Origin of the sequence: Enterococcus haemoperoxidus ATCC BAA-382, assembly GCF_000407165.1 — a bacterium.
In the GTDB taxonomy this organism is placed as follows: Bacteria; Bacillota; Bacilli; order Lactobacillales; family Enterococcaceae; genus Enterococcus_L; species Enterococcus_L haemoperoxidus.
Window position 1 is genome coordinate 162,743 of the sequence record NZ_KE136479.1, and the last position, 14,504, is coordinate 177,246.

The window sequence follows — 14,504 nt, forward strand, 5'->3', positions numbered from 1 at the left end:
TGTAACACTTTAATGAGCGGAGAAGATATATAGTGTATAAAAAACTAAAAATAGTTGTAGCTATTTCAACATTCTTCATACTAATAATAGTTACAGTAAAATATATGGCTGTATATGCGAGTGATATAACTGTAAAAACAGAAAGAAAAACTAAAATTTCTAGGGTTTATGAAATCCCTGCAAATGGGGATATAGGTATTAGAAGAAATAATGAAGGAAGGAAAGTGACGCATACTGATTTTGAACCAACAGGAATATTTGTAAAAAAAGGAGAACAACTAAGTATTACTTTAAACAAAGGATCAGAGACAGAAATTGTTATTGGACAATATGGCTCTTATTCATATTTGAATAATAACCAAGAAGTAGATTTTTACAGATATTTCCTTCAGCCTGGGGAAAATAAAATTATCAGTAAAAATGGTGATGGAATGGTATATTTTGTAAACCATTCAGAAAGTGAATTATCTAATATTTCTGTTGAGGGAGGTTCACAAGTTCCAATGTATGTTTTAGGAAAAACTACAAAAGAACAGTGGGAAAAACAATGGAAAGATAACTCTGAAGCACCATTTGTTGAATTTGTTGGAAATTACGTATTTGCTACGTATCAGGCTGATTTAGCCAGAGGAAAAGAAGTTAAAGAAATTGATACAATGTTAGAGTCATGGGATCAAGTATATATATGGCAAAATGAGGTTATGGGACTTTTGGAAGAAAATACAGGCCTATCAAAAAAATATAGCAATAGAGTTCATATAACTACACCAGACAAAGGTGGGGGATATGCCTATGCAACGAATGGTCGACTAGGATTCCAGAAAGAAACAAATGCCGCAGAAGATTTATTAAGAGATCATAGTACTTGGGCATTATGGCATGAAATGGGACATACTTATCAGAATCCTTATTATCAATTTTATAATACTGGGGAAGTAACAGTGAATATACCCGCTCTGTATATTCAAAAAAAAATGGGATTGCCTGATCGTTGGCAACAAGAGCCATATAAAATTGAAGAGATTAGAAACTATTTGAATAACCAAGATCCCAATAAAACAATTGATTTTCCTCATGAAAATAATGACACAGGCTTATGGATTCGTTTAGCTATGTTTGATCAGTTAGCAAGAGGATTTGGCGATAATTTTTATCCTAGACTGAATCAAGAATACCGAGTGTTAACTCAAAGTAATCAAATTAATCCAAAGACAGAAGAAGAAAAGAAGCAATATTTTATGGTGATTTCTAGTTCTGTAGTGAACAGAAACCTTTTTGAATTTTTTGATAAGTGGGGAATGAAGCCAACAAAAGAAACGCTAGAAAAAATGAAAAAGTATCCACCTTTAGAAAAAGCTATTTGGAAAAATATTATCGAAGAAAGTGTTACTGAATACGACCTGCCAATGTATTCAGTCCCTCAAGGGGTACCTAAAAAAGTAATTTTAACAGCGGGTGAAAAAATACTTTCTTCAGAAATATCTTCATACTATGATTCTTGGTGGAATTCTACATTCAACTCTAATGAAGTAACGTTAGATGATATTCAATTTGATACGAATAGTCCAAATACAGCATATTTAAAAACGATTATAAAAAATGATACAGGTGTAAAAGAATTGTATGAACACCCAATAGAATTTAATTATGGAAATGCAGTATCTTTTCGTGGTTATGGAAATAAAGAGCGAGCAGTTCTAACCTTACAAAAAGAAACTAAAAAAATTAAGACAGTATCAAATTCTAAAGATACCAGCCCTATAGATTCTGGAAATAAACAGTATGCAGAAGTAACCATTTATAAAAATAACCAATTGGAAGAAGTAAAAAAAGTAACTGTAAATACGATTGAAGCCCCATTTGAATTTGCAAAATCATTAAGTGATATCTCTTATGAAAATGGATATTATATAAAAGTTTCTATGTACCGGGACAAGCACCTTGAAGGCTATACAGAGGGAGAAAAAATGTTAGCTGTAGAAGAAAGTGAAAAACAAGAATGGTTCAAAATAGTAAATGACCAGTTGGTGCGATTGAATGCAGCCCCTAAAATACATTTAAAAGCACAATTACCAACGGTGTATGTCGGAGAACAACTAGAGACAAACGATTTCATTGAAAAAATTGACGATGAATTTGATGTTGAAAAGGTGGAAACTTCATTTGAGCAGCAGCCAGATACAACAACTGTAGGTGAACACAAAACAACACTTATTGCAAAAAATATTGTAGGAAATGAAACAAGATTATCTGTAAGATATTCAGTAGTTTACGGGAATGCATTATCGTTAAGAGCATATTTACCGAGTGATGAACGTGTTGTGATTCGCTTAGATAACGAGAGAAGTGAGCTAATTACATTTGCTAATCCTAATAGAGATACCGTCTTAGCTAGTGGGGAAGGAATGATCTGGCAGATTGTATTAAAAAATGGAGAAAACGGAAAAGAAAAGATAAAGTTAAGTGCGAATAAAGAAGAAAAACCATTTGATTTTGCTAAAAAATTAAATCATACACGTTTCAATGAAGGGGATTTAGTAGAATTACTGCACACCTCTGGAGGAGAATTTGTAAAAAACTATAAACAAAATGAGAAAACAAAGGATGGACTTTCAAAAGAAAATACATTTGTTATAACAAACGGACAATTTGTCTTTGTAACAAATGGAAAACCAACCATTGAAAGTTTAAATAAAGTAGTATATGAAAAAGGTCAAAAAGTGACTGAGGATCAATTTATCAAAGATATTCAATTAAAAACAGAAGAAGGAAACAGAATATCTACAAACTTTGAGCCAACTTGGCTAGAAAAAGTGGGGAATTATGATAGTACAGTAACCGTAGAAAATCCAATGAACCACCAAAAAGTAAGTAAACAAGTGTCTATTTGTGTTCAAGACACAACACCGCCAATTATTACAGGAGATAAAGAGATTGAATATCCTTTATATGCGGATGTGACAGAACAAAAGCTATTTAAAGATTTAGGCATTAAAACGGACAAACCTGCAACTCTCACGTCAAACTTTAGTCGTAAGATGTTAGAGAAAGAAGGTATTTACAAAATTGAAGTTATAGCAGAAGATTTCTATGGAAATAAATCCGAGCCATTCTTGATTGACTTGAAAGTAACAGGAATACATGCAACACATACTTTCAAAAAAGGATATTGGGAATCATACGGATTGATTTTAAATGGACAAGTCAAGATGTTAGGTGTTGACTTATCAAAAAAAGAAGCAGTAGTTAAAACACTTGAATTAATGGATGAATCGGGAAAAGTAGCAGCAACTATACCAACCGTTAATACAAATTGGTATACACCAGGGCAATATGATGGGTACCAAGCAACACTATCTGCAAAAACGATAGCGGCAGTTCAGTCTGGAACATATAAGCTTCAAGTGAAAGTAAAAGTAAAAGATGGCGAAGAGATAATTGCGCCAATTACTGTAAATAACCAAGCGATGTTTAGTATTCAAGATTATCAGGATGTATTCTTAGATATTCCAACGAATAATATTGGATTAAAAACCATTAAAACAATGAGTAAAGATGGACAATCTATGTTAGAAGTAACAATGTCAGATACCCCAGTTATGGGCTTAATTTCGGAAGGACAAGCGAAAGAGGGGCGTTTCGTGAATGGGTATGTATTGAATACAGATTTTGATTTTAGTCAAAAACATCAAAAGAATTTGGTGATTGAAGATAAGTCAGGAAAAGTAGTAAAAGAATTAAAAAATATTCATACGTGGGACTTAACAAGTTGGAATTTAGGAATTGCAGGATTAGATATGAAATCAGGATTCCAAGTTATTATTCCGAATGAATATCAAAATACAAGTTTGTATCAATATAAACTACAAGTAGTGACAGGTGAGGAAGAAGCACTTCAATTAGAAGTAGCGTTAGATAAAATTATATAATAGAGCAACGCTATGGGGATTCTACTTATCCCCATAGCGGCTGTATATTAGGAAGGAAAAAAATAATGAGTATATTTATTCTGCTTTTTTTACTAGGAATGTGTAGTACTTTCGTAATAAGAAAGTTAAGACAGAACTTCTCTACAGAAGGAAGCACAGTCATACAAGTTTTTGTTAATTTATTTAATATCGTCGTAACAACGTTATTACTTTTAGCGTCAGGCGTAAAATTTCAGGTAAGTGAGGTATTTTCTCACTATGATAAAAAGGTTTTCTTACTATCTATATTTTTTGTAGTAACAATCTATTTATTTTTATATGCTTTGTGGGGCTCTGATGGGGGAAACCTCGTAGGAAATATAGGATTAACCATTTTAGCTATTGGTAATTTTTATAAAATGGATATTCGGAATGATTCCGTTGTACCATCAGATTTTTCACTCAGTCAATTTAAAAACATGTACGAAAATATGTTAGATAAAGAAATGAAACAACTTATTCTCTATGTTGCAATTTTCTTAGTAATCATATTGGTGTTTACTATTTATTGGTTCAGAAAATATCCAGTACGAATGAATGACTCTAAAAAAATAAGAATTGCTCAGAGGCTAAGTTTGTTGGGGTTAGGATTACTATTTTTTTGTGGAGTGAAGGTGAATGCAGGGGAATTGTATCAGAAGGCAGGACTAAATGTTGCGCATTCCAATGCTATTGATAACGTAAACAACAATGGTACAATTCTTCATTTTTGGGGAAACTTAAGCCATCAATTAATGACGAAACCTGAAGGATATTCTGAAGAAACTATCAAAAAAATTGTATCTGAAATTGAAAGAAATAATACCTCAGAAAAAGGAAAATACTCTTCAGAAAAACCCAATGTTATTTTTATATTGAGTGAAGCTTTTTGGGATCCAACAACATTAAACAATATCACGTTTGAAAAGGATCCTATGCCGTTTATTCGTTCAATTATTGAAAAGTCAGGTGGGAAAATGTTATCACCAGAGTTTGGTGGTAATACAGCCAACGTCGAGTTTAATGTAATGACAGGATTTTCTTCAAATTTTATCACGGGTGGGAAGATTCCTTATACAAAACTTGCGACAGATAAACACTCAAATTACAATATTGTAAATAATTTTAAAATGAATGATTATAAAGCTATCGCTATGCATCCTTTTGTTAGTTATTTCTTTGGAAGGGAACAAGTATTCAAGAACTTCGGTTTTGATCAAGCTATTTTTGAAGAACAAATGAAACACGAAAAAAATACAGTCGGGGCCTATACGAGTGACCAACAATTTGTAGAAGATATTAAAAGGATTGATCAAGAACAAACGGAACAAGGAAATCCATACTTTTTACACACAATCTCTATGCAGAATCATTTTCCATACGATAATACATTTAAATATCTTAATAGTCCGTTTGTAAAAGAGTACTCAACTATTCCGGGTGGAGAAGAACTGAATTTGTATGCAAATGGCGTGGCTAAAACAGACCAAGCAATGAAAGAATTGATCACTTATTTGGAAAATAAGGACCAAGAAACATACGTTATATTTTATGGGGATCACTTGCCAGCATTAAATGATGACTTATATAAACAGCATTTAACTGTATCAAAAGGAAGTACGTATGATTTAAGTAAACATGAAACAGCTTATTTTGTATGGTCAAATAAAGAAAATCCGTCAATAACTGGAAGTATTAGTCCAAATTATTTTGCTTCACAAGTAATGGAAAAAGCAGGTCTTAAAACCACAGGATTCCAACAATTTTTAAATCGTCTGTATAACGAAATTCCAGCATTTAGTCCATTGGGTTATTTAGATAGTGAAGGAAAAAAACAAGAATTGACTAAACAACAAAAACAATTATTACAAGATTATAACCTTTTGCAATACGATATGTTAGAAGGAAAACAGTATGGGAAACAGCTATTTATGAAAGAAGCGAAGTAAATGAAACTATTAAAAGTAATGACAATTATTGGGACACGTCCAGAAGCAATAAAAATGATTCCTGTCGTTAAAGAATTAGAGAAGTATCCTGAAAGAATTCAGTCTATTGTAGTAGCAACCGGGCAACACCGACAAATGTTGGATCAAATTTTAGCTGATTTTGAAGTACATCCAGACTATGATTTAGATATTATGCAGCCGAATCAAACACTAGTAGATGTAACAATACAAGTATTAAGTGGTGTTACACTTGTATTAGAAAATGAACGTCCTGATATTGTTTTGGTACACGGAGATACTACGACTGCATGCGCTTCAGCTTTAGCAGCTTTTTATCAAAAAGTAAAGGTAGGACACGTAGAAGCTGGATTGCGAACATGGGACAAATATTCCCCATTTCCAGAAGAAATAAACCGACAATTAATTGATGAGTTAACAGATATATATTTTGCTCCAACTAAAGAGAGTAAAGAAAATCTTCTAAAAGAAAATCATCCAGAAGAAAAAATATATGTTACAGGAAATACAGCAATAGATACATTGGAGTATACGATTGAAGCTTCATATACTAACGACGTACTAAAAATAATGGGAACTAATCATCGAATGATATTACTAACAATGCATCGAAGAGAAAATATTGGAAAACCGATGGAAGAAATTTTCCAAATAATCCCGATATTAGTCAATGAGTATAAAGATATAGAAATTGTTTTCCCAGTTCATAAGAATCCAAAAGTTCGCACGTTAGCAAAAAAATATTTAAGTAACATCGAAAGAGTTCATTTAATAGAACCATTAGACGTAAAAGATTTTCAAAATATGGCAGCGAGAAGTCACTTGATTTTAACAGATTCTGGAGGAATACAAGAAGAAGCGCCTTCCTTAGGAAAACCTGTTCTAGTTTTAAGAGATACCACAGAACGACCAGAGGGGGTTTCTGCAGGTACGTTAAAACTAGTAGGAACAAATGGTTTAACTGTTTATGCAGAAGTAAAGAAATTATTGACAAATCAAGAAGCTTATAGTGAAATGGCGCAAGCAATAAATCCTTATGGCGATGGAAATGCTAGCCATCGAATAGTTCAGGCATTATTAAAGGAATTTGGAACTTAGAAAAGAGAGGAAGAGTTAATGAGGAAATATTCTATTTTTTTGTTGGAAAAACTATACAAAAGTCGTAAAGGAGAACTCACACTAGAAGAATTTGAAAAAAAGTATACTCAAGAATACCAAAAGGAAGTAACAAATAAAGATAAATTAAAGTTGGCAGCAGAAATAAAGTATAGCAAAGAGATAGGTGTGAAATATAAAGCGGGAGAGCTTGGGATTAAGACAGTTTATTTTTTAAAGTGATACTACTTAATTAGATAGTGAAGTAAATAATAATTAAATTCATATCCTAATATAGGAAATAAATCGATTAATATGTTCTAGTTATTTATATAAAAGAAGGTGTACTATGAAAAAAATTAATTTAATTAGTGTAAGTATGTTAATTATACTCTTTATTTCTAGTTTTTTACTCATTAAAAAAATCAGCCAAAAGATACTTCTATTTTAGCGAATCAAACCAATCAGTTATTGTATTTTCTGCTACTCTTACTGATATGCTAGACAAGTAGAACAAACAGATAATTATTATCTTTCGTTTGATAATGTGCATGCAGATGATGAGAACCAAAAGGAGGGGCATTAATTACTACGTTGCCTATATCTAAAGAAATCAAATCAGGTGATAAAATAAATGTAATAGTACACAAAGATTTTGCTACAACACATTCTATACCTCCACAACTAATTGGAAATAGTGTGATTTCTGTTTCTTTTTAATTCGTTGTAGAAAGACTTGGTACTTGAGAATTAGGCAAATGATAAATTACATTAGTGTGTTCTTCTTTATTCAAAACAAATTATTCGTTCAGTTTTAGAATATTAAGACTCTTTGTCAATTAATTTAGGTAAAGAGAAATTATAGAATCGCGTCAAGTCCAGAGGAGAAAAATCCTTTGGACTTTTTTATTTTGTTTGTAATGCTTGTCTTTGTAGGATGAAAATCCACAATTTGAAATTATAAAAGTTACAAAAATCATAGACATTTCGTTTTAACACTTTGATATGATTATTTAGACATTTGGTCCAACCGATGTGTTGAACGATAGGGGATCGACTAATAATGAGCTTAACGTTAAAGAAGCACTTCTTCACTAGAGAAACATAAGTATATACATATTAATGACAATAAATTGGACTTTTTCCAAAACAGACAGTAGAAAACGATTAAAATAACGTTCTAAATAAGGAAGTTGTTGATTTTCAAAATAACAAATAATTTTCTTGTTTGTCCATTGAAAATGATAAAACTCATTGCACTAGAAACATGACGAACGGATCTTAATTCATCGAAGCGAAGAATGGTTAGTAAGTTTGTTTTAAAGGAATTCATCGTTTGATAAAAGCGTTTCAGCACACGATAAACAAAAGGAACAAAAATATTCTTTTGTGAGTAGTTCTTTTTATGGAAGTATTTTCTTTCAAACGTGTGGTAATGGTAAATTTCTAATATCAGAAAGTATAGAGCCAATATTAAATAGCTAGAGGAATTATTTTTGTTATAAATTACATATGAAGGTAGGCGGGACTAATCTAGTGATTCCAAAAATTTAGAACGAAAACCGATTGGAGAAATCTGGTTGGTATTTTTACGCGATGAACTATTAGGGATATTGAATGGGACTACATTTGGTGTTCATTTTTAGTTGTGGTAGATTGCAATTTAACTTATCAATATATAATTATGATGTTTTTTTATTGTGAGCATCATTTTTTGTTTGTTTTTTTAAAAATATTGAGATTGAATTGGTGTTAATTAATATTATAATAAATATGTAAATATTGAGAAAGGGGTGTTTTATGTCGGATGGAAAAAATAAAGAATAAGGTTTTTGTTGTATTTCTATTTTTTTTTTTAATGCTACCTGTTGAAACCTTTGCTAATACTCAAAATAACAGCATCTTCAGTCAAAACGATTTTGGGCTAAGTGAAATTTTTATTGATAAAAATCAGTATTGGGAAGTTAAAGGGTTTCATGCTTTGTTAGGTAGTAATTTAAAAAATGGGTATATAACATCGAATACTACAGAGATAGTGCTAACTCGAAAAGTTGCTAGTTCAGATTTTATATATGATATTGAAATTTTTGATAGCGATTTCGCAGATTTATATGCTTCAACTACTATTTGGAGATATTCCATTAATGGGAAGATGAACATTATAAAAAATCTAGAAAATAACAAAAAATATGTTATTTTGGTTTCTGAACGAGATGCGTGGGGCAACCCTGTTGAGAAATATGTGATTGGATATTTTTATGGTATATCTAGCAGCGAAGAAAACAATAATAATATACCTAAGATTAATACGATAACTAACAAAGATAAGGTGGTTTCTGGTTTGGCGACACCTAATAGCACATTATATTTGACTATTGGTCAAGATAAGTATAAAAGTCAAGTGTCACAATTAGGCATGTTTTTAATACGTTTAGATACTACTTACCCTGCTGGAACTGGAGTGATGGCATATACTGTGGACAAAAATGGAATACAAAGTGAGACCGCCCTGACAGTAGTTAAAGAATCAAATGGCACTCTTGGGATTAATCCCATTTACTCATCAGATTCTGTTATTACTGGAAAGACAGTACCTAACTCCTTAATAGAAGTAAATGTTGATAATAATCAGCGTTCTAGAGTTTATGAAGGTACGTCTGATTCGCAGGGATATTTTATAGTTGATATGAAAGGGAATACTTATGTTGCAGGAACTCAAATAACGGTTATTGTATATGCTTTGGATGGTAGGGTGTTAACTAAGAAAGTCATAGTTTATCCCCCAATCCCCTCAGTAAATACAATTCATACGAATGATACGTTAATTACTGGTGTGGCGGACCCTTATGCTATAATAGAAGTTTTGATAAATGGGTTAGATAAGTATAAAACAAATGCTGATAAGATAGGTAATTTTAGACTTAGAGTAAATACTTTGAAGTCAGGAGATAAAATAACCTTATTTCAAGAGAGTAATGGAATAAAAAGTGACATTGTTAATATTACAGTGCTATAAATAAAATATAATATAGGAGTTAGTTTATGAATAAAACGTTTATTAAATTGGCATTAAGTGTAACTTTAATTTCGGCGACACTAGTTGTTAATAATACAAATTATGAGGCAAATGAATTAAATAAAGGTAATGTAGAAGGTCTATATGAGAATAAGGAGTTTGATGTATCCCAGGGGTGGGAAGTAGATTTTACATCAAGTATACCTAATATTCATCATGAGGATATTTTTAAACAAAATGTTAAAAGCCCAACGACTCCTCAAAAAATGGTAATTAACAATTTTGCAAATATTGGTAATGCCGAATTAACAGCAAAAAAAATAATTCCAATGAAAAAAGGACACACCTATAAATTAAATTTAATTTATGCGATGAAATTTACAAATAGTGGTACTGCTTATATTGATTTTAATGGAGAAAAGAAAACTTCAGATTCGGTTAATAATGATGCTGTAGATCATGTCTATGAAAAAACAATATCACCTACCCAAGATGAAGAATATGTCATAACAATGTATTTTAAGGTACCATTTAAATCTAATGGATATTTGAAATTAGGTTATGATACTAGTTTAGGAGGAGGGATCGAAGAACATAGCGACCTTGCAGCTCCTATACTAGTCGCACCGTTCGAGGGCAGAAATTTTATTGAAGGAACAGGCATTATCGGTAATAAAATTGAAATATATGATGCAAACAAGCAGTTGTTAGGTTCAGGAAGGATAAATGCGCAAGGAAAATTTAATATTACAGTAAATAGATCGTTTATTGCTGGAGAGGAAATTTATGGATATCAAATCGATAAAAACGGGGTCATTAGCGAGAGAGCTACAACTATAGTAAAAGAGTATAAAAAACCGAATCAGCCTATTTTGGATAAAGTGACTGATGAATCTAAATCGGTTACTGGTAAAAGTGACCCCAATATAGATATAATTGTTACTATTGGAGAAGAAGTATATACGGTTACTTCTGACAAAGAAGGTAACTTCTTCGTCCCATTTGATTACACATACCCGTATGGGACAGAAATACATGCTGTTGCACGGAATCAAGAAGGTTTTGAGAGTGACGTAGCTAATGCTGTTGTTCAATATGCAAAACCAATAAGTATTGATTTTGATAATAAACTAAGTAGTATAGATACTTTGATATCAGGGACAACTACAAGGCCAAATACTCAAGTAGAAATTCGAGTAGGCGCTAGATTATTTTTGACCCAAACGGACGGGGATGGGCGATATATGTTGCAACTGCAAAAAACATATCTTCCAGGTACAGAAGTAAGTGCTAAAATCACTGATAAAGCTGGAGAAACTGCTGAAAAAAAACAAGTTATTCTTCCAAGAATACCTACCTTTAATACTATAATAAGTGGGGTCACTGAAATTTATGGAATTACAGATCCTAATGCAGTTGTAACGATACAAATAGAGAAAAAATCAGGAGAAATTTATGAATTTAAATCAATTGCAGATATTGCTGGGAATTATTATGTAGAGTTAAAGGATGGATCAGCTAAGATTCCTTTAGAAGTTGGGGATATCTTAAGCGCATGGTCGACGATTGAAGAAATAAATCTTTCTTCAGAGAAAGCAGATATTACTGTATTGAGTTTAAGATAAAAATATTAACTTTTTAAATTTAGAAGGTATGATTGAAGGGAGGTGAGAGAATGAAAAAAGTAATACCTACACTAATATTTTTGGTTTCAATGTTATGCATCCCGATTACCGATGTGTATGCTGATGTTCCAGAGATAAAAAGAACGGACTTGGCAGAAGAACTCACAAGTAATTGGGTTATAGAGGAGTATCAGAACCATTCGATACCTAATTTAACGGTAGAAGATTTTTTTAAACAAAATGTTAAAAGCCCAACGACTCTTCAAAAAATGGTAATAATGAATTTCGCTAATATTGGTGAAAGTACTTTTACAGCTAGTAAAAGTATCCCTATGAAAGCGGGGTATACGTATAAATTTAATTTAATATACGCTATGTATGTAACAGCTGGAATAGCAAGTATTGATTTTAATGGAGAATTAATCAATTCAAATTCAGATACTGAAGACCATTTTTTTATAAAAGAAATCAAAGCAGTTGAAGACTCTTTGTTTACAATTAGAATACATTTTGATATACCATTTAAATCTAATGTTTATATTAAAATGGCTACTGAGACAGAAGGACCCAATGTATCTGAAGAACTCAAAACTGAGGCGCAGGTAAAAATACATTATAAAGATGAAAATGGAAACACTATATTACCAGATGAAGAATTAACTGGTGTTGAAGGTAGTGAGTACACAGTAGAAAGAAAAAACATTGAAGGTTATGTTTCAAAAGCAGTTGATGGAAAAGAGACAGGTGTGTTTACAGTAGAAGTCCAAGAAATTACGTATATTTATGAAAAAAAGAAAGCACAAGGACAGGTAAAAATACATTATAAAGATGAAAATGGAAACACTATATTACCAGATGAAGAATTAACTGGTGTTGAAGGTAGTGAGTACACAGTAGAAAGAAAAAACATTGAAGGTTATGTTTCAAAAGCAGTTGATGGAAAAGAGACAGGTGTGTTTACAGTAGAAGTCCAAGAAATTACGTATATTTATGAAAAAAAGAAAGCACAAGGACAGGTAAAAATACATTATAAAGATGAAAATGGAAACACTATATTACCAGATGAAGAATTAACTGGTGTTGAAGGTAGTGAGTACACAGTAGAAAGAAAAAACATTGAAGGTTATGTTTCAAAAGCAGTTGATGGAAAAGAGACAGGTGTGTTTACAGTAGAAGTCCAAGAAATTACGTATATTTATGAAAAAAAGAAAGCACAAGGACAGGTAAAAATACATTATAAAGATGAAAATGGAAACACTATATTACCAGATGAAGAATTAACTGGTGTTGAAGGTAGTGAGTACACAGTAGCTAAATTACCAAGAGCAGGAGAAAATAAGAATGCTTTGTTAATGATTATTGGTATGAGCTTGGTTTTAGTTACCATTAATATATATTTTCATATAAAAAATATTAATTTTGGAGGGAAAAAATGAAAAAAACGGTAGTATTATTAGCATGTGCAGGTATGTTTGGATCGCTAGTAAGTTGGAATCAAACCACAGTAAATGCTGAAAATAATCAAGAAATGACTTCTGAAATGCCAGAAGCAAATAAAGAAAATCGGACGTTAATCATTACAGCAAAAGGAAAAATTACAGGTTCCATGGTTCCTTACTATGAAAAAAATGATATCCCTAATTTCAAAACAGGATACTTAGATTTTCATTATGAATCACACAATATGGGGTTTGTAGATGGAGATAATTCCTATTTGACTATTGAATTACCATCAGAATTTGCTACAATCGCTAAACAAGAGGCTTTCAAAAGAAACATTTCTGGAAGAGTTCAGAGAAAAGGGATTTTGGGAGATAGATGGTTTGAATATAGACAATCAGATATTGTTGTTCATGGAACACAAATTACATTTAAGGTTCCAAGAGAATTATGGATTGGGCATGGTGAAGTAATTTCTGATGTTACGATTAATTATGGAGCAGTTCAAAGGGAGTTTCCAATTCGATTGATACCTAATAACTATAATGGATATGTCTTTACTGCAGCTTTGCGAAGATCAATGGCTCCATGGGATCCTATTCAAAATCCTATTTTAGGAAGTAACAGCAGTAAATGGGAAAGTTCGTATACCAGTGCATATATGTGAGTATTGATTGGTTATAATTTTAGTGTGTATAATTGATTAAACGAAAATTAAAAAAAAGAATATTTTAAGACTTCACGTAATTTACTCAGTATTATAGATCTTATCAATAAGAACTGGTGATTTGTAAAAAATCTGGGACAGAATGAACTTTATTCTGTCTCAGATTTTTTGATATTTTGCAATGTTTTAAATCCGTAGGATATACGTTTTATTGCTTTTATATGGGTATTCTTTGTTTCTATTTTTCCGTTAGAGTAAGGATAGAGCATCGCATTAGTAATTCCTTCTTCGTAGGTTAAAGGGGGTTGAAGTTTCTCACGAAAGTTATCATCTAACGCTTCTGGAATCTTTTAATAAGGTAAAAAAGTTGGGCTCTTTGTCTCGAAAAGCTTCAATTAACTCGTGGAAAAACCAAATAATCGATCAATCATCATCACTTCAGTACAACTTTTTATACTAAAAGATATAGACACTTTTTCCGTCAGTAAAGAAGTAACTTTATACCTGAAAATATATAAGTTTTTATTTTCAATAATACATTTAGTTAAATAGTTTTAACTGTGAACGCTCACAAAATATCTAACTGACTAATTTTTCTCCTTCAGATTTTAATAACAAAAAGGCTAAATGTAATTATTTTCTACAACAATGAAGAATAAAATAAAAAATTAGATGCTAATCTATATGCCTTCCTTTAGGCAAATGTAAAACGAGGTTAAAGAATGATAATTGATATATATTAGAATA

8 protein-coding genes and 1 pseudogene are annotated in these 14,504 nt (G+C 31.5%); 8 read left to right on the plus strand and 1 reads right to left on the minus strand.

What is annotated here, in order from left to right; genetic code table 11:
- Positions 1 to 32 precede the first annotated feature (32 nt).
- The 8 genes from I583_RS00820 to I583_RS00855 all read left to right on the plus strand — a co-directional run bounded on the left by I583_RS00820 (position 33) and on the right by I583_RS00855 (position 13,757).
- On the plus strand, positions 33 to 3,929 hold the full coding sequence (locus I583_RS00820) for a M60 family metallopeptidase (RefSeq protein WP_010762644.1): 3,897 nt from the start codon (positions 33 to 35) through the stop codon (positions 3,927 to 3,929).
- A gap of 65 nt (positions 3,930 to 3,994) precedes the next feature.
- Positions 3,995 to 5,896, plus strand: a complete 1,902-nt coding sequence (locus I583_RS00825; protein ID WP_010762645.1) for an alkaline phosphatase family protein — start codon at positions 3,995 to 3,997, stop codon at positions 5,894 to 5,896.
- A complete protein-coding gene (gene wecB / locus I583_RS00830; RefSeq protein ID WP_010762646.1) occupies positions 5,897 to 7,012 on the plus strand; it encodes a non-hydrolyzing UDP-N-acetylglucosamine 2-epimerase in 1,116 nt (371 codons plus the stop codon).
- Between the two features lie 18 nt (positions 7,013 to 7,030).
- Positions 7,031 to 7,252 carry a hypothetical protein gene (locus I583_RS00835; protein ID WP_010762647.1) on the plus strand — a complete coding sequence of 74 codons (222 nt, stop codon included), beginning with the start codon at positions 7,031 to 7,033 and terminating at the stop codon, positions 7,250 to 7,252.
- Between the two features lie 1,564 nt (positions 7,253 to 8,816).
- The gene (locus tag I583_RS00840; RefSeq protein ID WP_010762648.1) at positions 8,817 to 10,025 is read left to right on the plus strand and encodes an Ig-like domain-containing protein; all 1,209 of its coding nucleotides are present in this window, start codon (positions 8,817 to 8,819) and stop codon (positions 10,023 to 10,025) included.
- A 26-nt stretch (positions 10,026 to 10,051) separates the two neighbouring features.
- Complete coding sequence (locus tag I583_RS00845) at positions 10,052 to 11,650, plus strand: Ig-like domain-containing protein (RefSeq protein ID WP_010762649.1); 1,599 nt, start codon at positions 10,052 to 10,054, stop codon at positions 11,648 to 11,650.
- A gap of 50 nt (positions 11,651 to 11,700) precedes the next feature.
- Complete coding sequence (locus I583_RS16235) at positions 11,701 to 13,086, plus strand: MucBP domain-containing protein (protein ID WP_010762650.1); 1,386 nt, start codon at positions 11,701 to 11,703, stop codon at positions 13,084 to 13,086.
- A complete protein-coding gene (locus I583_RS00855; protein WP_010762651.1) occupies positions 13,083 to 13,757 on the plus strand; it encodes a hypothetical protein in 675 nt (224 codons plus the stop codon). The genes I583_RS16235 and I583_RS00855 overlap by 4 nt, the downstream gene beginning before the upstream one ends.
- Positions 13,758 to 13,906: 149 nt before the next feature.
- On the opposite strand, the pseudogene I583_RS16710 reads toward I583_RS00855, so the two are convergent.
- Positions 13,907 to 14,168 (minus strand): annotated as a pseudogene (locus I583_RS16710) (transposase); the annotation flags it as partial.
- Between the last annotated feature and the right edge of the window lie 336 nt (positions 14,169 to 14,504).

Excerpts from the sequence above, each read along its gene's own strand:
- I583_RS00825 (WP_010762645.1), top strand. The coding sequence starts at position 3,995 with ATGAGTATATTTATTCTGCTTTTTTTACTAGGAATGTGTAGTACTTTC.
- wecB (WP_010762646.1), top strand. The coding sequence starts at position 5,897 with ATGAAACTATTAAAAGTAATGACAATTATTGGGACACGTCCAGAAGCA.
- I583_RS00835 (WP_010762647.1), top strand. The coding sequence starts at position 7,031 with ATGAGGAAATATTCTATTTTTTTGTTGGAAAAACTATACAAAAGTCGT.
- I583_RS00840 (WP_010762648.1), top strand. The coding sequence starts at position 8,817 with ATGGAAAAAATAAAGAATAAGGTTTTTGTTGTATTTCTATTTTTTTTT.
- I583_RS00845 (WP_010762649.1), top strand. The coding sequence starts at position 10,052 with ATGAATAAAACGTTTATTAAATTGGCATTAAGTGTAACTTTAATTTCG.
- I583_RS16235 (WP_010762650.1), top strand. The coding sequence starts at position 11,701 with ATGAAAAAAGTAATACCTACACTAATATTTTTGGTTTCAATGTTATGC.
- I583_RS00855 (WP_010762651.1), top strand. The coding sequence starts at position 13,083 with ATGAAAAAAACGGTAGTATTATTAGCATGTGCAGGTATGTTTGGATCG.